This window comes from Pseudomonas citri (genome assembly GCF_025336485.1).
Classification (GTDB): domain Bacteria; phylum Pseudomonadota; class Gammaproteobacteria; order Pseudomonadales; family Pseudomonadaceae; genus Aquipseudomonas; species Aquipseudomonas citri.
The window spans coordinates 32,277-52,217 of record NZ_JAODAB010000016.1 but is presented as its reverse complement, the minus strand read 5'-3'; the positions used below and the strand labels follow the sequence as shown (position 1 = coordinate 52,217).

The following is a 19,941-nucleotide window of genomic DNA, read 5'->3' as shown; positions in this document are numbered from 1 at the left end:
CATGAAAATTCTGAAAAAAACCTTTGCCATCGCCAAGGCTTTCGACTACATTAGCGCGCCTCGACAGACTGAACAGTTTGTAGAGCTACGGTGAAGTGTCCGAGTGGCTTAAGGAGCACGCCTGGAAAGTGTGTATACAGGAAACTGTATCGAGAGTTCGAATCTCTCCTTCACCGCCAAATTTGAAACGCCTAAACCCCTGAAAACGTTAAAGTTTTCAGGGGTTTTGTGTTTTCTGAGGGCCAAAAAAGGCCCATATGGGAACATCGGTGGGAATGGGGAGGAAACAGTAGGCGTGAATTCGTATTCAGAAATACAAAGCGCAGCTTGTGCTTGCGGATCGTCTTATTGTCCCGCTCGACGACCTCTACCGTCTCCGCTCTCTTGGTCTGGTTGATCGCGTCTAGCTTACGCAGCGCGTCCCACGCAGGCTCCAGCAGCCGCACCTTGCGAGTGGAGCGCCGGGTTTTCGTAACACGGTAAGCTCCGCGCACTTTGGATCTATTCGTTCAAGATGAGGGGGTAGAACCTGGAGTGGGAATGTTGCTGGGTGAGGCGCGGCTAAAAGGTAGGCAACTATTATGGATACTGTCGACGAAACTCAACCGGCCCTCCATTGAGAAGGGCAGGGCCTGGTTGAATAGTATGAGCCCAACAATCCACAGCCAAGCGCTATCGCGTTGGCTCTTCGAACAGACGCCTCGCATCGAAGATCTGCCAAAAGTTACCGCAGCGGCAGCATCAACGTAACCGGTGACAGCCCTGGGCAAGGGATGAATCCAGCGTACTTTATATAAAATTTGGACAGCCGCTCGTCGAGCGGGTGGACAATCAACGCGGTGGAGCCAATGGCCGCCGAGGCAGTAATCGTCCTTTCAATCGCGTCTTGCAGCAAGTCGATTGCAAAGCCTTGGCCTTGGGCTTCGAGAGTAATGCCCATGCGACCCAGAAGCGTCACTGGATGGACGTTCGGGGAGTTGCGTTGGCGGTTTTTCGGAGCCACGTTCTCGCGAGCAACCGACCCGCTTGATAGCGTGTAATACCCCATGACGACAGGCGTATCCTTGCGGCAGATAACGTAAACCACGGCCTGCTTTGCCGCTTGAGCCTTTCGCGCCTGTCGATGAAGGTAATCGTTGATCGACTGCACGCCTGAATCGAACTCGTCCAGGATGTGTTCTTCGTTCAGCTTTTCTGGAGCCCTCAGCTCCATCGTTTGGGTCTTTCGAGAAGTTGTTGGAGGCATTTGTTACCTCGAATCGGATTGGCTTCCATTGCCTGTTCAAATGCGTCAAATGCAACGTCGTCGAGAAGGAACAAACGCTTATCCAGAATGACTTCCTCTGCTTTCTGACAAGCAGCTTCCAGGATAAAGCTGGTTCGATCACGACCAGACATAGCAGCTGCCAAATCGATCAGGTTCCGTTTTTTTTCATCCGCTCGCATGTTGATGGGAACGGGCTTCGATCTTTCGACGTTTTCAATACTTACGGTCATGTAGATTCCCGCCTTGGAGATGCCTCAATGCTTCGCTTAATGTGATCAGTCGTTGGAAAGATCTATCGATTGAGATTTGATGCCGTTGAGTCGGCTTCGTGGTTAACACTATATGAGTGTGTAGCTATTGTCTATACGCGTATATCGTTTAGCTACACGGCCTGTGACCCTGTCAATCCTCGCCCAACCCACTCCGCCACCTGCGTAACAACGACATTTCCGGCACTGAAAGCCTCTGCAAGGTTGGCCGCATCCAGTCCGAGGCAAAACCCATCACCTGCTGATGCCGGACACCGCCGTTTTTTGGCGTCTCCTCTCCAACACCCATTCAAAAGATACGATTTCCCTAACCCTGACTCCGCCATTCCAATGACTAACCCCACGCGCGGCCGTGCTAAAAATCGGTCTCAATCAACGCGTGGAAAAAAGAAGATGCCACCAATCTCCCAACAAAAAAATGCCCCGCGGTTCGGTCTGTTTTGCGTAGCCAGTTTCCTGTTGTCCATCTCTTACGGCGCCACGTTCCTGGTCTCGCTGCTGGTGACTTCCCTGGGAGGCAGCGAGCGTGACGCGGGGCAGGTTTTTGCCGTGGCCATGTTGAGTACCCTGGCGGCGGTGGTGGGGTCGGGGCATTTGATGCAGCGCCTGGGGGCCGCGCGGTGTGTTGCTCTCGGTGCCGCGTTTCTAGCTATCGCATCCATGGGGTTTGCCCTGATATCCGGGCTCGGCAACGGACTGCTGGCGTGTGGCCTGATGTTGGGGATCGGCTGGGGGTTGTTCTACACCCTTGGCCCTATCATTGTGGCCGCGATGGTGGAGCCTGCCAGGCGGACTCATTGCTTCGCGCTGTTGTCGGGCAGCATGTTGACGGGGATCGGCAGTGGTCCACTCGCCGGGAAGTTGGCCAGTCATTTCGGGCTGCCCCTCCAAACCGCGTTCTTCTGCGCGGCGACCGCGGCGGTGTTGGGAGGTGTGTATTTTTGGCGGCTCAGAACACTTTCTACCGAGCGGATCGGCACCAAGGTCGAGATCGGGTTGAAATCGGCCGCGACGGTACTGCGCTCGCGCTCCGCGTTGTCTATTTTGATGGTGGGGTTGGGAGGGGCGGTCTTTGGTGGGCTGGGCAGTTTCCAGACCAGTTATGCTGCCAATCAAGGGCTGGATTATTCGCTGTTTTTCATCGGTTTCATGGGCGCGGCTATCGCGTGTCGATTGTTGATTGCCGGTTGGGTCGTCAAGCGCAATCCGTTCGCCACTTCCTGCCTGTTGACCACCCTCATGTTGATCGCCGTGACAGGTTTTGGCGAGTGGGTCCATGACGGTCTCAGCTATGGGTTGACCGCCGCATTGCTCGGAGTCGGCTACGGGCTGAACTATTCGGTTATCAACGGCCTGGCGGCCAACGAAGCCCCTCCTGGCCTGACCGCTCAGGCGCTGTTGCTGTTCAGTCTTTCCTATTTCATTGGCGTATTCGGCTTTCCGTTCATCGCCGGCAAGCTGATCAGCAGCGCCGGTGTGGACGGGATGTTGCTTGGCGTGCAAGTGATCGCATCGTTTGCCTGGCTCCTGAGCGCGAGCCGCTGGCTGGCCGGGCAATTGCGCAAGCATACCCGGCTAGCGACATAAAAACGGCTCGTTGATGAGACGAGCCGTTCATCAGGTATTCAATGCCAATTGCGGCGTATCCGGATTGAGTTGCTGGCGCCGGAACTGCCCCGGCGGCTGTCCATGTATCTGGCGAAAACGCCTGGAAAAATAGGCCTCGTCGGCAAACCCGCACAACCTCGCCACTTCACCCACGGGGCGCGTGCCGTTAAGCAAATAGTTGCGTGCCGCATGCATCCTGCGCTCGAGCACCAGTTCGGTGAAGGTCTTGCCGATTTCCTTGCGCAACCAGTGGGTCAGGTACGTCGGCGACAGGTAAGTCGCCGCGGCGACCTTGATCAGGTTCAGGTCCGGGTCGGCAATATTCTTGCGCAAGTACTCGGACATCCGGCCCAGGGCATCGCGGCGGCTGACCTCGGCGGCATTTTCTTCAGCCAGACGCTTGAGCGGTTCGGCATACAAGGCGCACACGCTGCCAATCAGTTGCAGCAGCAAGCCCTTGAGCATCTCGCGGGTGCCGAACTGCCGGTTCTCGTCCAGGGCGCGCATCTGTTCGATCAGCGTGCAGACCTGGTTGAAATCCTTGTCCTCGAGAATGAAGTCCAAGTGTTCCTGGAAACGGAACGGCGACAGCTCGGGCGCCAGCAGGATCGAGACTTCTTCCAGGTCCATCGGGTCGCATTGCAGGTGCGGCAGCAGGAAAGTCTGGGAGAAATTGATCACGATGAAATTGCTGTCCGCCGGATGCGGAATGACGTGCACGCGGTGGGGCAGGATGAACGCCAGGGTGTTGCGCGGAAACGGCCGTTCGACGTTGCCGATGTGCTGCACGGTGTCGCCGCCAAGGTTGATCTGGACCTGGAAGTATTCATGGCGATGTGGGCTGGTTTCGGCGCGCCGCCCCTTTCTGTCGCGGATGTAGAAGTCCGTCAATTCGCTGCGTTGCTGCATGACATAAGTAGGGACTCGACTCGGTGATGACATCTCCTGGAAACCCTCTGCGGTGCGTGGCGATGTCGACGATTGTGACGTCGCATCTGGCGGTTTTTCAAGAAGTTATACGATGACATCGCGCCGACTGGCCATTTTTTGCTGCTCCACGGCGGAGCGTGGCTGTCCAAAAACACGTAGGCGACCTTGTGATATTTTTCGTTTAAAAACAGCATGTTATGAATTGTATGAAAACAGAGCGGAGAATTCAGCCGAATTGATTTTTTTGGACAGGTTCCTTGTTGACGGTTTCAACGGGTAAAAATGATCTAACACCTCGGTTGATTTTGAACTGTTGTACGACCACTGTGGGGTCACGCAACCCATCCTGCTCTCCAAAAACAATCAAAAGGTGCGCACTCCATGAACCTGTTCCTGTACCTCGTTGACCCTCCCGATTGCTCCGCCGACCGATCCTGGCGCAAGGCCTCTTTGAACACCTGACACCGGCCGTCGGCACCTCTCACCCCAGTAGCGATTGTTCTGCCCCGGTATCGAGGGCATCGATTTCGGCTGCTCGTAAACATCTCGACGCTTCCAACAATAATGAGGTCTATCCATGTCGAACCCACACACCTCTCAGACTACCGCCGCGTCGGTGATGGCCGGCACCCGGGACGCCGCCGTGCCAGCGCGCCTGCCGTCGCGACGGCGCTGGTTCATGCTGTCGTTGCTCTTGATCGCGACCATCATCAACTACATCGACCGGGTGAACATTTCGATTGCCGCGCCATTCCTGGCCAAGGACCTGGGGCTGGACAAGATCGAAATGGGCCTGATTTTTTCGGCGTTCGCCTGGACCTACGCGATTGCACTGGTGCCTGCGGGCTTCATCGCCGACCGCTTCGGTTCCCGCTTCACCTACGGGGTGTCGTTGATCAGTTGGTCGACAGTCACCGTATGCCAGGGCCTGGCCACGGGGTTTGCCTCGTTGTTCGGCCTGCGCCTGGCCGTCGGCGCGATGGAAGCGCCGGCGTTTCCGGCCAACAGCCGTGCGGTCACGGTGTGGTTTCCGGCCCGTGAGAGGGGGCTGGCCAGCAGCATCTACGTGTGCGGCCAATACCTGGGCACGGCGTTGTTTACGGGTGCGTTGCTGTGGCTGGCGACCACCTTCGACTGGCGCCATGTGTTCTACAGCACCGGCGCGCTCGGCATCGTTTTCGGCGTGGCCTGGCTGTACCTGTACCGCGATCCGTTGAACTGCAAGAAGGTCAGCCAGGAAGAACTCAAGTACATCGAAGCCGGGGGCGGGCTGGTCAAGAGCAGCCAGGAGCGCACCCGTTTCAACTGGCGGCAGGTCGCTGAGCTGTTCAGCCATCGGCAGGTCTGGGCGATCTGCATCGGCAAGTTCGCCAGCACGTCGGCGCTGTATTTCTTTCTTACGTGGTTCCCGACGTACCTGATCGAGGAACGGCAACTGACCACGATCAAGGCCGGGATCTTCGCCGTATTGCCGTTCGTCGGTGCAACGGTGGGCATTTTGCTGGCCGGGATCGTCTCCGACCTGTTGATCCGCCGCGGCTACTCACTGTCCTTCGCCCGCAAGTTACCGCTGGTGGTGGGGTCGATGCTGGGTATGTCCATCGTGCTGGTGAATTTCACCGATTCGAACCTGATCTGCATTGCCGTGCTGACGATTGCTTTCTTTGCCCAAGGTATCGCGTCGTCCTCGTGGGCGGCGGTGTCGGAAGTGGCGCCCAAGGAACTGATTGGCCTGACCGGCGGGATCACCAGTCTGGCGGCCAACATTGGCGGGATCGTCACCCCCATCGTGATCGGCGCGATCGTGCACAAGACCGGCTCCTTCGCCTTGGCCTTCTGGTTCATCGGCGGCGTCGCGCTGATGGGCACCTTGTCCTACTCGCTGCTGCTTGGCCGCTTGTATCGCATTGAGCTCAAGGCGCGCTGAATCCGACATTCACCGTTTTTCTCCAACACGAGGCGGCATTTCTCCAACTTCACCCGGGATTGCCGCCGTACGCTGACGTTTCCCACAGGACTTTCATCAGGATGAACATGCCCGAATACGTCTTTACCCCGGACCTGCCAGTGACCTTGCCGGTGCTTGGCAGTCAGCAGCGTTTTCCCGTCGGCCGGGTCTTTTGTGTGGGTCGCAACTATCCATGGCCTGATACCCAGGGTGAATCCCGAGTGCCGCCGGTGTTCTTCATGAAGCCCTCGACATGCGTGGTGGACGCCGTTGGCGAAGTGCCGTTCCCGACGGTGACCGAGGAGTTCGTTCATGAAATCGAACTGGTCATCGCCATCGGTGAAGGTGGCGCGAATATCCCCGAGGAGCAGGCGCTGGCCTATGTCTGGGGTTACGCCGCTGGCCTGGACCTGACCCGGCGCGATGTCCAGCGCCTGGCCAAGCGCGACGGTTTGCCGTGGGAGGGCGCCAAGGTGTTTGACGGTGCGGCGCCGATGACGGCCATCGTGCCGGTGTCGCGGTCGGGGCACCCCGAGGGCGAGTTGTGGCTGAACGTCAACGGCCAGGAACGCCAGCGCGACAGTCTCGACAGCCAGATCTGGTCGGTCAGCGAGATGATCAGCCGCATCTCCCAATCGGTGTCGCTGCGGGCCGGCGACCTGATCATGACTGGCAGCCCGGCAGGCGTCGATCTGCTGCAACCCGGTGATGTGATCAGCGCTGGCATCGACGGCATCGGTCAATTGGAAATGCGCGTTGGCCAGCGGCCTTGAATCATTTTTGAAGAAGGAACGAACAACATGTCCAACTCATTGAAAGTGGCGCTGGTGACCGGCGCCGGCAGCGGCATCGGTCGCGCCGTGGCCCTGGGGCTGATGGCGGATGGGTACACGTTGGTGTTGGCCGGCCGCAGGCCCGAGCCCTTGCAGGCATTGGTCGACCTGGCGGCCTGTGAGGGGCGCGAAGCGTTGGCGGTGTCCACCGATGTGCGCGACCCGGTCAGTGTCGATGCGCTGTTTGCAACCATCGCCGAGGTCTACGGACGCCTGGACGTGGTGTTCAACAATGCCGGCGTCAATGCCCCTGCCGTGCCGCTGGATGAACTGACGTTCGAGCAGTGGCGCAACGTGATCGACACCAATCTCAACGGCGTTTTCCTTTGCGCCCGGGGTGCCTTCGGCCTCATGCGCCGGCAACAGCCCCAAGGCGGACGCATCATCAACAACGGTTCGATCTCGGCCCACACCCCGCGCCCCTTCAGCAGCGCCTACACCGCCAGTAAACACGCAGTGCTGGGGCTGACCAAATCCCTGGCCCTGGACGGACGTGAATACAACATCGCCTGCAGCCAGATCGACATCGGCAACGCCCTCACCGAAATGTCCGTGCGCATGACCCAAGGCGTGCGCCAGGCCAACGGCACCATCGCGGTGGAGCCGATGGTGGACGTCAAGCACGTGGCCGATGCGGTGCGCTACATCGCCGGCCTGCCACTGTCGGCCAACGTCCTGAACATGACCGTCATGGCCACGGCCATGCCGTTTGCCGGTCGCGGCTGAGCCGGTTTTTCCATTTGTTACACGAGGTCCACATGAAGCCAGAAGTCTTGCAACTCAGCCCGATCCTGATCCCTGAAATCAACACCCGGCTCAACGAGCTGTTCACGATCCGGCGCTATTTTGAGCAGGTCGACAAACCCGCCTATCTGAAAGAACACGGCGCCCACATTCGTGGCGTGATCACGGGGGGGCATACCGGCATCAGCCAAGCGCTGATGGCACAACTGCCCAAGCTGGAAGTGGTGGCGGTCAACGGCGTGGGCACCGATGCGGTGGACCTGGCCTACGCCAGGGACCGCGGGATCCGCGTGACCGCCACCATCGGCGCCCTGACCGAAGACGTCGCCGACCTGGCTATCGGCCTGTTGATCGCTGTGTGCCGTGGCCTGTGCACCGGTGACCGCTACGTACGCTCGGGCCAGTGGCCCCAGAGCCCGACGCCGCTGGCTCCGTTGCCACTGGCCCGGCAGGTCTCCGGCATGCGCATCGGCATCGTCGGCATGGGCCGGGTCGGTCGCGCCGTGGCCACCCGGGCCGCCGCGTTCGGTTGCTCGATCCGTTACACCGACCTGCAACCGATGAACGACGTGAGCCATACCTTCGTCGCCGATCTCACGCAACTGGCCCGCGACAGCGACGCCCTCATTCTCGCCGCTGCCGCCGACCAGGCCAAAGCCATCATCGATGCCCAGGTGCTGCGCGCCTTGGGCAAGGGCGGTTACCTGATCAACGTCGCCCGCGGCAAACTGGTCAACGAGGCCGACCTGGTGGCGGCGCTGACCGCCGGGGACATCGCCGGGGCGGCGCTGGATGTGTTTGTCGATGAACCGAACGTGCCTGAGGCGTTGTTTGGCAACGAGCAGGTGGTGTTGCAACCTCACCGCGCCAGCGCGACGTTGCAGACCCGTACACGAATGGGCGAAATGGTGGTGGCGAGCCTGGTGGACAGTTTTGCCGGGAAGGTGCCGCAAGGCTGTGTAACAGGCTAATGCGGGCTGCCACGCGGGTTCGGCGATCCCTTGGGACGGCGATAGGTTAGACTGGCGGCCGGATGGAAAGGCGAAAAGAGGCCGCCGTTGAACGAACAGACATTGTCCATGCGCCTGGAGCGCGTGGCGGCGCAGGTGCCGGCAGGGGCGCGGCTGGCCGATATCGGCTCGGACCACGCCTACCTGCCAGTGGCCTTGCTGCGCCGTGGCGTCATCGTCGCGGCGGTGGCGGGCGAGGTGGCCTTGACGCCACTGCGCTCGGCTGAACGGACCGTGCGCGAGAACGGCCTGGAGCCATGGATCAGCGTGCGCCGGGCCAATGGCCTGGCGGCCATCGAGCCGGAAGACAACATCACGGCGATCAGCCTCTGCGGCATGGGCGGGGAAACGATCCGCGACATCCTCGACAGCGGCAAGGCACACCTGAGCGGCCGCGAGCGCCTGATCCTGCAACCCAACGGCGGTGAGCAACCCCTGCGCCAATGGCTGATGGAAAACGGCTATCGCATCCTCTTCGAAGAAGTGCTGCGGGAAAACCGCTTCGACTATGAAATCATCGTCGCCGAGCGCGCCGGCCCGGTCACTTATACCGCCGAAGAACTGTACTTCGGCCCCCTGCAGCTTCAAGCCCGCAGCCCGGCATTCCTGGCCAAATGGCAACGCCTGCTGCGCCTCAAGCACAAGACCCTGAACCACTTCGCCCGGGCCCGACAGACCGTGCCCGAGCAGAAGGTGCAAGAGATCGAGCGGCAGACGCGGTGGATCAGTGAGTTGCTGGCAGAGTGCCGCTAGCTGAGCTATACATCCCCAACGGAGTCTACTGCTGAGGGATCTAGCGATGAGCGTTATTGCGCCGGCACGTCAGTCGTTTCGACCTTCATTGTGCAGTACCGAACCTTCCCAGTTGCGTTGTCGACCCGTCGCACGTCGGGGAATGGCCATGAAAGCGTACATCGCGTGGATACTGCTTACCTCCTTGATCGGATCTTCCGCGTTCGCACAAGGACTTTCCGGTGCCGTTCTACCCTGCAAGACCAACGCCGTGTACCTCAATAGTATTGGCGCTGACATTGCTACCGCCGTGGTGCGTACCTTGGTCGGTACCGCCATTGATACTGCCGTGGCGTATCTGGATGACCCGAAGGTGTCCAAGTACGAAGTGGTGGTTCCTGTCGACAATGCCGATGATTTGACCGGCGGAACGAAATGCATCTTCATCAGCTCCGCGCGCATCACCGCCGACGGTAAGATCCAAGGAAAATCCTTGTACGACAGTGCCTCTCTGGAAGGGGTTGATCTGTTCATCAAGTTTCAGATTTCAAAATCGTCCACCGCCAGCGCTTCGGGAGACCATCCGCTACGGGCCGGTATCCTGGCTTGGCAGTACAAGCACTTTCTGAGTGACGACTGTCCCTTCCTTCGCCAATGCTCCAAGCGTGACATCGTCATGAAGCTGGGCTTCATGCTGCCTGCGGCCAGCGCCAACAACACAACCCATACCTCGGAGCCTTTCGGTTTCACGATTGTGAACGCAACCGCCAATGAGGTTCAAAACGCTGTCCGGCTTGATGACAACGCAATAGCGACCCTTCCGTGGACCACCTCAAGCGAGTTGAAAGGGCCGATCAATATCCGTTTCGAATTGATCGAGACTTCGCAACCCAATGCATTCACCAAGGCCCTCGCGGCTGCGGTCAAGGCACAAAAAGGCGTCATCCAGGACACCGTCGAAAATAAGATCAAGGGTCTTTCCGATCAAGTGGCCGCTGCGGCGGCTCAACCGAGAGTCACTGAAGCCGCCAAAGCCTTCGACAACTACAAAGCGGCCTATGATGTGGCGTTGGCCACCCGAGCAGCGTACGAACTGGCCGATGCCAATCAGCGCAAAGTCCTTGCCGTGCAATACGAGATCCAACGACGGTCGGCGAAATTGGCGGAGACGTTGGGCAAAGCCGCTTTTAAACTCGCCGACCTGGACTGGCCCGACGGTGGGCTCGGAAATCTTCCAGCGCTTTAGGTTTTGCGCATGATTGGCACGTAGCCGGGGGATTTGTCTGTGGGCCGTTGCTGAAGGAGGTCTGGGAAATGACGCGTGAGGAGTTGCTTGGGAAAAAAGCGGCGGCGGGGCTGTATTGAGGCGTGTTCGAATGAGGTGGGATTGCCCTCAAGTGGTTTTCTACAAAACGTGTTATCAGGATCGATTCATGTTGCTGAGCTTTCACAAAATGCATGCCACAAGACGCATGCCAATGACGATGAAGCCCTCCAGAAAGCCAAGCCCAGCCCAACGCGATTGATTTACAATACCGCACCTTCGGCAGAGGCGGGCCCTCCGTGGATGCACTTTCCCTTTTTTATCAACAACTAAGCGCATGGGTCATTACGCCCGTTGCCAACCAGTTCCTGGATATTTTCAATTTCAATGGCCGGTTCGGCATCCTGTTTCTCTGCGCGTCCTACGGCGTCGCCTATGGCCTGTTCCGCTTCCGGAAACAGCGCGGCCTGACTGACGCTCGCACGTTCTGGCAGTTTATCGGCGGCAGCCAGGTGAATCTGCATCGTTCGGCGCTGCTGGATTATCGCTACTACTTCGTACGGGCCATCCTCAAAGTGGCCCTGGTATTGCCCATCGTCCATCTGGTAGACCCTTACATCCTGCGTTCCGGCGACTACCAGGCGTTTTTCAGCAATCTCTGGGGGGCACGACCTCGGCTGGGGGAGGGCCTTTCGCTCGCATTGCTCTATGGCTTGGGCGTATTCCTGGTGAAGGATTTCGTGCACTACTGGTTGCATCGGGTCTTCCACTCGCGTTGGCTCTGGGCTTTCCACAAGGTTCATCACTCGGCCCCGGTGCTGGTGCCAGCCACGGCGAGTCGGCTGCATTTCGTGGAGAAAATCGTCGAAAAGCTCGGCCTCACCGCCGGCGTGGGCCTCTTCGCGGGGGGCTTCTGGTATGCGTGTGGGGGTGAGGTCAGCCGCTATACGTTGTTCGGCGTGACGTACCTGGTGTTCATCTTCAATAGCCTGGCGGCCAACTTGCGGCACACCCATGTCTGGTTGTCCTTTGGCCCGGTGGTCGAACATGTGCTGAACAGCCCGGCCCAGCATCAGATCCACCACAGCGACGCGCCCCGGCATTTCAACCGGAATTTCGGCATCAACCTATCGCTGTGGGACTGGATGTTCGGCACGCTCTACGTCACCCGTTCGCAACCCGAAGTCCTGCGTTTTGGTACCGGAGAGCAGGATCATCATCGTTACCTGACGGTTTATAGCCTGATCGTCACGCCTTTTGTCGAGACGGCGCGCAAACTCCTGGCCACGTTTCCCTATCGAAATCCACGCGCGACGATGCCCCCAATGCCGGCTATTACGGATGAGGTTGAGCGACAGGCCGCCAAGGAACGTCCGTGAGTTTCTTCAAGACGCTGCTCGGTTCATTGAAGATCTTCGAACGCTTGCTGCCTGGCTCCCCCGGCCGATCCACAACCGAGATTGAAAACCCCATGGACGAACGCCAAAAAGCGATCAGGGACAAGATCGTTGCTGTGATGGCCGGCAGTGAATCCAACGAGATCGTCTATCAGTCCGAGTGGCTCGGTTATGTTCCTTTCGGCGTTTACCACTGGGTCGAATACCAGGGTAAAGACCTTTCCGGCGACTTTCCTTTTGGATGGTCGCTGGAAGACTTGGTTGGCCTTCAGCGGATCGGGTTCTTGGAACAGCTTGAAGCTTATGAGAATCCTGAGGATCAGTTTGATCGGTGTATCCGATACCGTGTTTGGCTTTCAATCCCACTTTCAAGGACGAACCCATGACCGCATCCCCCGCCAAACTCATCTTCCTACCCGGCGCCTCCGGCAACACCCAGTTCTGGCATCCGGTCGCCGAGCGCCTGACCCATCCGGCGCAGCAGGTGCACATCGGTTGGCCCGGTTTTGGCGACACGCCGTCTGAGCCTGGCGTGACTGGCATGAAGGACCTGGTGGCTCGCGTACTGGCCGAGATCGACCGACCCACAGCCCTGGTGGCGCAGTCCATGGGCGGTATCGTCGCGGTACTTGCAGCGCTTGAACGCCCTGAGCGGATCACGCACCTGATCTTGACCGTCACTTCCGGCGGGGTGGACATGTCGGCGCTGGGCGCGCAGGACTGGCGCGCGGATTTTGCAGCGGCCAACCCGACACTGCCGAGGTGGTTTCTCGACGACCGCACCGACCTTACCCACCGGATGGTCGAGTTGCCCATGCCCGTGCTGCTCCTCTGGGGCGATGCCGATCCGATCAGCCCCGTTCGCGTCGGCCAGCGCCTTGCCCAACTGTTACCCCGCGCTGCACTGCACGTTTTTCCAGGTGCCGATCACGACCTGGGGTTTACTCACGCAGATGAGGTGGCGCGGCTGATTGAAGAGCATCTGAGCAACAGGTGAGTGGCGCTTGTTGCCAAGGTATCGAATTGATTGTGCGGCGCGACGTGCTTCAATACTTCACGGACCCCAACTCCTTTCGAGATACCCAATGACCGACTACCGTGGACTGATTTTCGAGGACACCCGCGAAGGCGCCACCGACCGTGCCATCTCGCAGTTGGAAGCCAAGCTTGGCGCCCGCTTGCCGGACGACTATCGCCAGTTCCTCAAGACCTGCAACGGCGCCTACGTGGAATACGATGTGCTGGCCACCCTCGCCAATGGCGATGAGGAACTGCTGAGCTTTTCGCTGTACGGGCTGGATCCGGACGAAGAGTATGAATCCAACCCCTTTGAACTGGAGCAACTGCAGGCCCAGCCCGATTTCCCCGCAACCGGACTGCTGCCGATCGGTCGCGACGGTGGCGCGAGTGTATTACTGCTAGACCTGCGGGACGGGCGCCAGGACGTGGCGGCGATGGTGGCGGGCTTACCCGCCTGGACCGGCCGCCGCCAACAAGGCGATGAATACGTCGTGCTGGCGGATTCCTTCAATGGCTATTTGGACTTGCTGCATCTCTCCCACGAGCGGATCGAGGAACACATCAATCATTTCATCATCAGCCCTGACAGTGTCGAGGCGACGTTGGAGTGGTTGGACAAGGGGAGTCCGGGGTGGCGGGAGCGCTATCGGGCGTTGTGGAATGCGAGGGTGGTGGAGAGGTTGATTTGATTGGCTGGGTTGTTGCACTGCGGCTCGCGGATGGCCGCCGGCCAACCGCGAGCCAGTGCCATCAAGCCAGCAACTTAAGCTCGTCTTTACCGTACTTGAGCGATTTCTCGTCTGGAATCATCAGGCCGGTATGCTCGTTGCGCCCCTGCAGGATGAAGCGGGCGTTCGGGGTGCCCAACTGGGTGGCGGCCTGCTGGCTGTCGGCGCCGATCTCGCCCTTCTTCATGCGGTTGACGATCACCCCCACCGCCGTATCGTTGAAGTCGCGCAGCATCCAGGCATCGCCATCGCTGTCGCCAGCCACCAACACCGGGCCATAGCCCTTCTGTTTAACCAGCACGTTCTTGATGCCGACGGTCTTGCCCGGCCCGTAGTTGAAGTGCCAGTCCGGCTGATAGCGAGTGGTGTACTTGCCGCCTTCCATCGCCATGCGCAGGCCGATCACGTTCTCAGGCGGCACGCCGTATCCGTAGTGAGGATTGCCCGCGAACACGCGTACCACATCGTCGATCGAGGCGGTGCTGATATAGACGTCAATGCCGTTGGCGCGCAGCGTGTGCATCAGGCCGCGGATTTCCTCATGGATGCGGATGCCATGAAAGTGCGTAGCCGCCACCACCCCGGCCTTGCCTGGCAACGTGCGTGAGCTCTCGTACTTGACCTTGCGCAGCGCGTCGCCGATGGCATCGTTGTTGGAAGCCTCGGCCGTCGCCTGCAACTCAGCCGTGGTCATGTTCTTGTAGAAATACAGAATCCACTTATAGCCGATCTCCACCGGGTAACTGTCGCAGATCGCGTCGTACATGAAGTAGAGCTTGGCGAGAAAGTCCTTGTACTGCTCGCTGGCCTGAATCTCTTCCAGGCTCTTGTCGCCGGCGAGCCCCTTGTAGTTGGCGTGCAACCAGCGGTAATCCGCTTCTACGTCGCTGGCGATGTCTTCCATCTTGACCGGCTTGCCGTCCACCGTGGTGTAGTCCTTTATGAACGCGCCGTTCGGCACGTCCTGACGCACCACCTCAGCGAACTCATCGGGCGTCAGCTTGTACTGCAGATGATTGATCTGGTGGACCAGCAGCGCTTCTTCACAGTCGTTCATGATGCAGGTGTTGTCCCAGTCGAACACCGCGTACGGGCGCTGGTCAGGGCGGTAGGACGCGCTCTTGACGCCATGTTCATCGATCACCGCCTGCAGGCGCTTTTGGTTGAGCGGCGACCAGCGCGCCGGGTCCAGCGCACTGGGTGTGGCCAGGGGCGTGGCGGCTTGCGTTATGCGGGATGACAACAACAGCGGACTGACAACGGAAACGGTGGCGAGGGTGTTCAGAAACTGGCGACGCTGCATGGCATTGCTCCTACTTCTAGATGAGAGGTTACAACCGAGGCGATGGCGAAAGCGTGTTTCGAAATGCGGACGGGGGGAAAGAAACCGTCCGACCGCGAGGCTAGCTACAAATACACAAAAAAACAACAATGCCTCAACATCGCACAAATATGACGCGCAGGCTGCGCCAGCCCAGTGATCATGAGACCGCGCCAAACTTGACAGCGACTGACGCCCCTCCACAATGCGTGCTCGGATAGCGACTCGAACAGCAGGGACACCCGGTATGTGGCAAGAAGAGCGTTACCAGCGGATCCGCGCACTCCTGTCGACTTTGCAGCGCGTCACCACCGACCGCATCGTCACGGAGCTAAACGTTTCACGCGAGACGGTGCGACGCGACCTGGTCGCTCTGGAAGAACTGGGGGAGTTGAAACGGATACACGGCGGCGCCATCCGCGTTGAAGACGAAGCGCCCATCGCCGAGCGGGCGAACATCAACGTCAAATTCAAGCGTGACCTCGCGCGTGCAGCGGTCAGTCTGCTGTCCCACGGACAAACTGTGTTTATCGACGCGGGCACCACCACCGTCATCCTCGCCGAAGAGCTGGCCAAGCTGGGAGGGCTGACCGTGATCACCAACTCGTTCAACGTGGCGTTGCAATTGCGTAATCCCGTTGTGCCAGGCGGCCAGCACAACGAGGTGATCGTACTGGGCGGTTCGCTCGGCGACCGTGCTCCCGCTACGGTCGGCGGCACCACGGTGGCGGAAATTGGCCGCTATCGGGCCGACCTCGCGCTGTTATCGCCCGTCGGCATCGACGCCCAGCGCGGTGCCAGCAACTACGACCACCGCGAAGCCGAAGTGGCGCGCGCCATGGCCGACAATGCCGAAGGCGTGATCATCCTCGCCGATTACAGCAAGATCGGCGTGGAGAGCCGCGTCGCTGTCTGCCCGCCAGAACGCATCGACGCGCTCATCACCAACCACAAGGCCAGTACCGAAGCGGCGTTCGCCGCACTGAACGCCAAGCTCAAACGTATTGTCCTGGCGTAGCAGTGACTCGGCGGTGCAACAGGCATTGACGCTGCGTGATGCGCTAGTGCGGCGCAATCGGGTAGATCTTGCGCGATGCGACTCTCGGCGCGGGCAAATTGACTGTAACTGTATTGGCGGCGATCGCTTGCAATGAGGCGTTGACTGTCCCTGGCGACAGGCAACAATCGGCCAAAAGCAGACGGTGACGTCGAGGTATAGAATCCACACCTGAACCTGAGACGGTGTAGCACTGGGGGTGATAGACATGCCAGTGGCCAAATAGTAGCATCGGGTAAGAAAATCATAATAAATGTCTTAGAATGGAGTCTGATGTGGCGCTAACTAACTCTTATGTGCAAGTGTACGGACAATTACCTGATCTCTTCAGCCGTATACGGGAAGCTGGTGCTCCAGATAAGTTTACATCTCAACATTTGAAAGACTGGGGATATACTTCATCAAACTATCGCGCTGTTATTCCTCTATTGAAATCTTTGGGATTTCTAGCGCCCGATGGCTCACCCACAACCAGATATCACGACTACCGTAATAACGCACAATCGGCAAGTGTGATGGCGGAAGCATTAAGAGAGGCTTATGGTGATTTATTCAACATCAAAGCTAATCCAGCGCAAAGTGATAGGGCCCTAATCGAAGGGAAATTCAAAAGCTCGCACAACGCCTCACCAAATACTGCAAAAATGATGGCAAACACTTTTTATTCATTACTGGGTCTTGCGGACTTATCCATCCCTACAAATCAAGGTAGCAGTGCACTGGAGAACATTCGGGTGCAGTCTGCGGATTCACAGCCAAATCAACAAAATGAACAGCAACACAAGTCCGCACGACCTTCACTTCATTATAATATCCAGATCCACCTACCCGCGACAAAAGACATCGAGGTTTTCAACGCAATCTTTAAATCCCTAAAGGAGCATCTGCTTGACTGACCTAAAGAAAGATCTGCGTGATTTTATGTTCCGGGGGATCATGTTTGAATCTGAGGCTAGCCAATTTCAATCGGCTGGCATACAGGTCGGTGCCGATCAAGGGGATGCAGAAGAAAGACTATTATCCGAAGGTCTTTCTGTTTTCGGTATTTCTAGAAGAAATAACGCGTTAGAAATGGCCAGATTATATGCAATTTTGCACTGCTTTGAAAACGAAGTTCGCTCATTGATTAGTGAGACCCTAGAAGAAAAAGAAGGGCCAGAGTGGGCAGATAAACTGCCCTCAAAAGTACGTCAACATGCTACATCGAGGCAAAATACTGCACTTACTGATTCTTGGCTAGAAGGAGAAAAATCAGACATCTTAGGCTTCGTTGATTTTGGGCAGTTATCCTCAATCATTCTAGAGAAATGGAGTTATTTTGAAGCCCTAATGCCTTCCCAGCATTGGTTGAGGCAGCGAATGGATGAATTGGAAAAATCAAGAAATTTTATAGCCCATAATCGCATGCTGCTACCGAGTGAATTTCAACGAATTTACATGTACATAGCTGACTGGAATAAAGTTATTGGGCTTTGACGCAAACAAAAAAATATTCGCAAAAGCTAATGAAACAGATTGAACGGACACCGCTGAATGGCAGCATCTAGCTGAAAACTGCCACTCACAAAAGATTTCAACCAGAAATCGACACCCAGAACAAACTCAACTTGCGGATTTAATAGCTATGGATCTTTTTGACGGTGTACCATCCGTTGATACTTTAAGGATTTTACAGGACATAACTAGCGAAGATCTTCAGAAGATCACGAAGTCGCAGGGGTTATCTAGGGAGCGAGCAGAGTTGCTGGTCGAAGTAATAAAGCACAAAAGGAAAGTTGAATTCTATCTCGGAGTGGACATACAGCGATATGCATTGAAGATTTTGCATTCGGATTTATATGCAGATCTAGCCTTGGGTAATCACATCTATTCAACTTCTGAGCTTTATGACTATGACCCTCCTAAAAATGGTCAGAACGCTATTAAACACGGACTCAGCTTCAGAGAGGTTGTAAGCTACTCATCTCAGTTTGGAACTTTACTAGTTCCATGTCCTGACAATAATAATGGGGCAAGGTGCGTAATATTTTCCGATCTTGATGCTGGAGTCAATGGAGAGAACTTAGAACTTCCGATCTCGGGCATGAGTGGAGAAATATATACCATCTCTGTTGCCCAGCAAAGCTCAGGAAAATTTAGATTTATCTCTTCTAGAATGTTGAGTCAAAACAGTTACAAGGAAATTATGGGGCGTGCCTTCAAGAACATATATCAAGATGATCCCGGAGCGAAGGATGCCTTTGTAAAGCGCTGCATTGAAATCGTTGAGCAGCATTTATTTAAATGAAGTAATCATTGCCGGTATCACCTAATACCTCGAAAGGCCGCTTCTGGCCAAAAGCTGCCGGTCACAGATGGCTGTTTTCGGCCAAAAGCAACCGCTAAGCACCACCAGAACTCACTGAAAAATCCCCCAACAAGCTAGCTGCTATATTCAATGAACCTACCCGCTCACTATTTGCTCACCGACCAACGACGTTGCGTTGAGGGCCGTCATGGCTGGGACGGTGCGGAATGGATCAACGCGCAGGTGCGCCCCAAGATCCATCAGGCAGCGCCCATACGAGGGGATCGTGTCTATGCAGACTCGTATCAATGAGGCAATCCAGACGCACTACACCCGTACCGATCTGGGTGACGTCATACTCTCGGCGCTGGAGAAAGCGGGCAAGGACCTGAACCGCCTGACGCCCGAAGACTTGGCGCCCATCGATCAGTTTCATATCCGCGGACGGGCGGCGACGCTCGAGCTTGCCCGTGCTGCTGGGCTTGATGCGACAAAGCACGTGCTCGATGTGGGTAGCGGTGTAGGCGGGACCTCGCGGTGTCTTGCGCAGACATTCGGTTGCCGCGTCACGGGTATAGACCTCACCGACGAATACTGCCGAGCGGCTGCGATGCTCTCGGCCAAGACTGGTCTCGCCCACCTCGTCGATTATCGTCAGGGCGATGCCACCCAGCTGCCATTCGATGACCAGGTATTCGACGTCGTATGGACGGAGCATGTGGCGATGAACATCCCGGACAAGACTCGGCTGTACAGGGAGATGCATCGAGTTCTAAAGCCGGGAGGCACGCTCGCGATCTACGATGTACTGGCCGGCCCGTCTGGCCCGGTCCTGTTTCCGGTGCCGTGGGCGCGCACACCCGAGACGAGTTTCCTCGTGTCGCCAAATGAGTTGCGCAAGCTCCTCGAAGAAACAGAATTCACCGTCACCGACTGGTCTGACACAACGGAAGCGGCGCGTGCGTGGTTTGTGGCCCTGGCCGAGAAGATCCAGAAAGAAGGCTTTCCGTCCCTTGGATTCCATTTGCTGCTCGGGGCTGACTTCAAGGTGATGGCGCAGAATCAAGGTCGGAACCTGCAAGAGGGGCGGATTGTGCTGGCGCAAGTCGTGGCGAGGAAGTGAATGAAGGGGACAGTTTAAGTTCCCTCGCCACGGGTGTGTTGGTTGGCAGGCTTACAGAGTGGAGCCTGCCGGCGCCGCATCCAATCGTCGTGCAATCACATCCATCACGTCGCAGCCATCACGCAGTGGGATGCAGCAAAGCTGCGCCAGGTCTTGTAGGGTCGCGGGGTCGATGGTTTGTTCATCGCGCATTGCCAAATTCTCCAGGAACTGGGTGGCGGCGCGGATGCGGTAGGCGGCTGAGTCGAGCAGGATGTGTAGCGGGGCGGTGGTGTCGACGTAGAGAGGTTGGTCGTCGGCGTTGCTGGTAAGGCCCATGTATTGATTCATAAGTAAGCTCCACTGGAAGAGTTTCGCCACCTTCGTCGCCAAACGAAGGTGGCAACTGTACGCAGGTTGGCGA

21 protein-coding genes, 1 tRNA gene and 1 pseudogene are annotated in these 19,941 nt (G+C 57.6%); 17 read left to right on the top strand and 6 right to left on the bottom strand.

The window, feature by feature from the left end; translation table 11 throughout:
- Window positions 1-89: 89 nt before the first annotated feature.
- Window positions 90-179 (top strand) — tRNA-Ser (locus N4Q37_RS17780).
- Between the two features lie 96 nt (window positions 180-275).
- Here N4Q37_RS17780 and N4Q37_RS17775 read toward each other — a convergent pair.
- The 3 genes and pseudogenes from N4Q37_RS17775 to N4Q37_RS17765 all read right to left on the bottom strand — a co-directional run.
- Window positions 276-503 (bottom strand): annotated as a pseudogene (locus N4Q37_RS17775) (site-specific integrase); the annotation flags it as partial.
- A gap of 221 nt (window positions 504-724) precedes the next feature.
- Window positions 725-1,213 (bottom strand): hypothetical protein, encoded by a 489-nt coding sequence (locus tag N4Q37_RS17770; protein WP_260960786.1) that lies wholly within the window; start codon window positions 1,211-1,213, stop codon window positions 725-727.
- On the bottom strand, window positions 1,204-1,497 hold the full coding sequence (locus tag N4Q37_RS17765; RefSeq protein WP_260960784.1) for a type II toxin-antitoxin system TacA family antitoxin: 294 nt from the start codon (window positions 1,495-1,497) through the stop codon (window positions 1,204-1,206). The genes N4Q37_RS17770 and N4Q37_RS17765 overlap by 10 nt, the downstream gene beginning before the upstream one ends.
- A gap of 432 nt (window positions 1,498-1,929) precedes the next feature.
- Between N4Q37_RS17765 and N4Q37_RS17760 the strand changes: the two genes are divergently transcribed.
- Complete coding sequence (locus N4Q37_RS17760; RefSeq protein ID WP_260960783.1) at window positions 1,930-3,123, top strand: MFS transporter; 1,194 nt, start codon at window positions 1,930-1,932, stop codon at window positions 3,121-3,123.
- A gap of 30 nt (window positions 3,124-3,153) precedes the next feature.
- On the opposite strand, the gene N4Q37_RS17755 is transcribed toward N4Q37_RS17760, so the two are convergent.
- Window positions 3,154-4,086 carry a helix-turn-helix transcriptional regulator gene (locus N4Q37_RS17755; RefSeq protein ID WP_260960781.1) on the bottom strand — a complete coding sequence of 311 codons (933 nt, stop codon included), beginning with the start codon at window positions 4,084-4,086 and terminating at the stop codon, window positions 3,154-3,156.
- 565 nt (window positions 4,087-4,651) lie between these two features.
- Here N4Q37_RS17755 and N4Q37_RS17750 point away from each other — a divergent pair.
- From N4Q37_RS17750 to N4Q37_RS17705, 10 genes are all read left to right on the top strand, one after another.
- On the top strand, window positions 4,652-6,001 hold the full coding sequence (locus N4Q37_RS17750; RefSeq protein ID WP_260960780.1) for an MFS transporter: 1,350 nt from the start codon (window positions 4,652-4,654) through the stop codon (window positions 5,999-6,001).
- Between the two features lie 101 nt (window positions 6,002-6,102).
- Window positions 6,103-6,795: a fumarylacetoacetate hydrolase family protein gene (locus N4Q37_RS17745; RefSeq protein ID WP_260960779.1), complete on the top strand. Its 693-nt coding sequence runs from the start codon at window positions 6,103-6,105 to the stop codon at window positions 6,793-6,795.
- Between the two features lie 27 nt (window positions 6,796-6,822).
- On the top strand, window positions 6,823-7,581 hold the full coding sequence (locus N4Q37_RS17740) for an SDR family oxidoreductase (RefSeq protein ID WP_260960777.1): 759 nt from the start codon (window positions 6,823-6,825) through the stop codon (window positions 7,579-7,581).
- A gap of 32 nt (window positions 7,582-7,613) precedes the next feature.
- On the top strand, window positions 7,614-8,570 hold the full coding sequence (locus N4Q37_RS17735; protein WP_260960775.1) for a 2-hydroxyacid dehydrogenase: 957 nt from the start codon (window positions 7,614-7,616) through the stop codon (window positions 8,568-8,570).
- An 87-nt stretch (window positions 8,571-8,657) separates the two neighbouring features.
- Window positions 8,658-9,362 (top strand): tRNA (adenine(22)-N(1))-methyltransferase, encoded by a 705-nt coding sequence (locus N4Q37_RS17730; protein ID WP_260960770.1) that lies wholly within the window; start codon window positions 8,658-8,660, stop codon window positions 9,360-9,362.
- A 148-nt stretch (window positions 9,363-9,510) separates the two neighbouring features.
- Window positions 9,511-10,587 carry a hypothetical protein gene (locus N4Q37_RS17725; protein ID WP_260960767.1) on the top strand — a complete coding sequence of 359 codons (1,077 nt, stop codon included), beginning with the start codon at window positions 9,511-9,513 and terminating at the stop codon, window positions 10,585-10,587.
- A 317-nt stretch (window positions 10,588-10,904) separates the two neighbouring features.
- Entirely contained in the window at window positions 10,905-11,984 is a 1,080-nt protein-coding gene (locus N4Q37_RS17720; protein WP_260960765.1) for a sterol desaturase family protein, read from the top strand.
- The gene (locus N4Q37_RS17715) at window positions 11,981-12,388 is read left to right on the top strand and encodes a hypothetical protein (RefSeq protein ID WP_260960762.1); all 408 of its coding nucleotides are present in this window, start codon (window positions 11,981-11,983) and stop codon (window positions 12,386-12,388) included. The genes N4Q37_RS17720 and N4Q37_RS17715 overlap by 4 nt, the downstream gene beginning before the upstream one ends.
- Window positions 12,385-12,999 carry an alpha/beta fold hydrolase gene (locus tag N4Q37_RS17710; RefSeq protein WP_260960760.1) on the top strand — a complete coding sequence of 205 codons (615 nt, stop codon included), beginning with the start codon at window positions 12,385-12,387 and terminating at the stop codon, window positions 12,997-12,999. Before N4Q37_RS17715 ends, N4Q37_RS17710 begins: the two co-directional genes overlap by 4 nt.
- A gap of 88 nt (window positions 13,000-13,087) precedes the next feature.
- A complete protein-coding gene (locus tag N4Q37_RS17705; RefSeq protein WP_260960759.1) occupies window positions 13,088-13,711 on the top strand; it encodes an SMI1/KNR4 family protein in 624 nt (207 codons plus the stop codon).
- Between the two features lie 61 nt (window positions 13,712-13,772).
- Here the strand turns inward: N4Q37_RS17705 and N4Q37_RS17700 are convergent, their stop codons facing one another.
- On the bottom strand, window positions 13,773-15,053 hold the full coding sequence (locus tag N4Q37_RS17700; protein WP_260960757.1) for a haloacid dehalogenase-like hydrolase: 1,281 nt from the start codon (window positions 15,051-15,053) through the stop codon (window positions 13,773-13,775).
- Window positions 15,054-15,318: 265 nt separating this feature from the next.
- Here N4Q37_RS17700 and N4Q37_RS17695 point away from each other — a divergent pair, with 265 nt between their 5' ends.
- The 5 genes from N4Q37_RS17695 (at window position 15,319) to N4Q37_RS17675 (ending at window position 19,538) form a co-directional block, all read left to right on the top strand.
- On the top strand, window positions 15,319-16,089 hold the full coding sequence (locus tag N4Q37_RS17695) for a DeoR/GlpR family DNA-binding transcription regulator (protein ID WP_260960755.1): 771 nt from the start codon (window positions 15,319-15,321) through the stop codon (window positions 16,087-16,089).
- A 314-nt stretch (window positions 16,090-16,403) separates the two neighbouring features.
- On the top strand, window positions 16,404-17,024 hold the full coding sequence (locus N4Q37_RS17690) for a DUF5343 domain-containing protein (RefSeq protein ID WP_260960753.1): 621 nt from the start codon (window positions 16,404-16,406) through the stop codon (window positions 17,022-17,024).
- Window positions 17,017-17,604 (top strand): Swt1 family HEPN domain-containing protein, encoded by a 588-nt coding sequence (locus N4Q37_RS17685; protein ID WP_260960751.1) that lies wholly within the window; start codon window positions 17,017-17,019, stop codon window positions 17,602-17,604. The genes N4Q37_RS17690 and N4Q37_RS17685 overlap by 8 nt, the downstream gene beginning before the upstream one ends.
- A 148-nt stretch (window positions 17,605-17,752) precedes the next feature.
- On the top strand, window positions 17,753-18,415 hold the full coding sequence (locus tag N4Q37_RS17680) for a hypothetical protein (protein WP_260960748.1): 663 nt from the start codon (window positions 17,753-17,755) through the stop codon (window positions 18,413-18,415).
- A 292-nt stretch (window positions 18,416-18,707) separates the two neighbouring features.
- Window positions 18,708-19,538 (top strand): class I SAM-dependent methyltransferase, encoded by an 831-nt coding sequence (locus tag N4Q37_RS17675; protein ID WP_260960746.1) that lies wholly within the window; start codon window positions 18,708-18,710, stop codon window positions 19,536-19,538.
- Between the two features lie 51 nt (window positions 19,539-19,589).
- Here N4Q37_RS17675 and N4Q37_RS17670 read toward each other — a convergent pair whose 3' ends face one another.
- Window positions 19,590-19,868: a hypothetical protein gene (locus N4Q37_RS17670; protein WP_053189585.1), complete on the bottom strand. Its 279-nt coding sequence runs from the start codon at window positions 19,866-19,868 to the stop codon at window positions 19,590-19,592.
- Window positions 19,869-19,941: the final 73 nt, after the last annotated feature.

Coding starts and splice junctions, on each gene's coding strand:
- N4Q37_RS17770 (WP_260960786.1), bottom strand. CDS start 1,213: ATGGAGCTGAGGGCTCCAGAAAAGCTGAACGAAGAACACATCCTGGAC.
- N4Q37_RS17765 (WP_260960784.1), bottom strand. CDS start 1,497: ATGACCGTAAGTATTGAAAACGTCGAAAGATCGAAGCCCGTTCCCATC.
- N4Q37_RS17760 (WP_260960783.1), top strand. CDS start 1,930: ATGCCACCAATCTCCCAACAAAAAAATGCCCCGCGGTTCGGTCTGTTT.
- N4Q37_RS17755 (WP_260960781.1), bottom strand. CDS start 4,086: ATGTCATCACCGAGTCGAGTCCCTACTTATGTCATGCAGCAACGCAGC.
- N4Q37_RS17750 (WP_260960780.1), top strand. CDS start 4,652: ATGTCGAACCCACACACCTCTCAGACTACCGCCGCGTCGGTGATGGCC.
- N4Q37_RS17745 (WP_260960779.1), top strand. CDS start 6,103: ATGAACATGCCCGAATACGTCTTTACCCCGGACCTGCCAGTGACCTTG.
- N4Q37_RS17740 (WP_260960777.1), top strand. CDS start 6,823: ATGTCCAACTCATTGAAAGTGGCGCTGGTGACCGGCGCCGGCAGCGGC.
- N4Q37_RS17735 (WP_260960775.1), top strand. CDS start 7,614: ATGAAGCCAGAAGTCTTGCAACTCAGCCCGATCCTGATCCCTGAAATC.
- N4Q37_RS17725 (WP_260960767.1), top strand. CDS start 9,511: ATGAAAGCGTACATCGCGTGGATACTGCTTACCTCCTTGATCGGATCT.
- N4Q37_RS17710 (WP_260960760.1), top strand. CDS start 12,385: ATGACCGCATCCCCCGCCAAACTCATCTTCCTACCCGGCGCCTCCGGC.
- N4Q37_RS17705 (WP_260960759.1), top strand. CDS start 13,088: ATGACCGACTACCGTGGACTGATTTTCGAGGACACCCGCGAAGGCGCC.
- N4Q37_RS17700 (WP_260960757.1), bottom strand. CDS start 15,053: ATGCAGCGTCGCCAGTTTCTGAACACCCTCGCCACCGTTTCCGTTGTC.
- N4Q37_RS17695 (WP_260960755.1), top strand. CDS start 15,319: ATGTGGCAAGAAGAGCGTTACCAGCGGATCCGCGCACTCCTGTCGACT.
- N4Q37_RS17680 (WP_260960748.1), top strand. CDS start 17,753: ATGGATCTTTTTGACGGTGTACCATCCGTTGATACTTTAAGGATTTTA.
- N4Q37_RS17675 (WP_260960746.1), top strand. CDS start 18,708: ATGCAGACTCGTATCAATGAGGCAATCCAGACGCACTACACCCGTACC.
- N4Q37_RS17670 (WP_053189585.1), bottom strand. CDS start 19,868: ATGAATCAATACATGGGCCTTACCAGCAACGCCGACGACCAACCTCTC.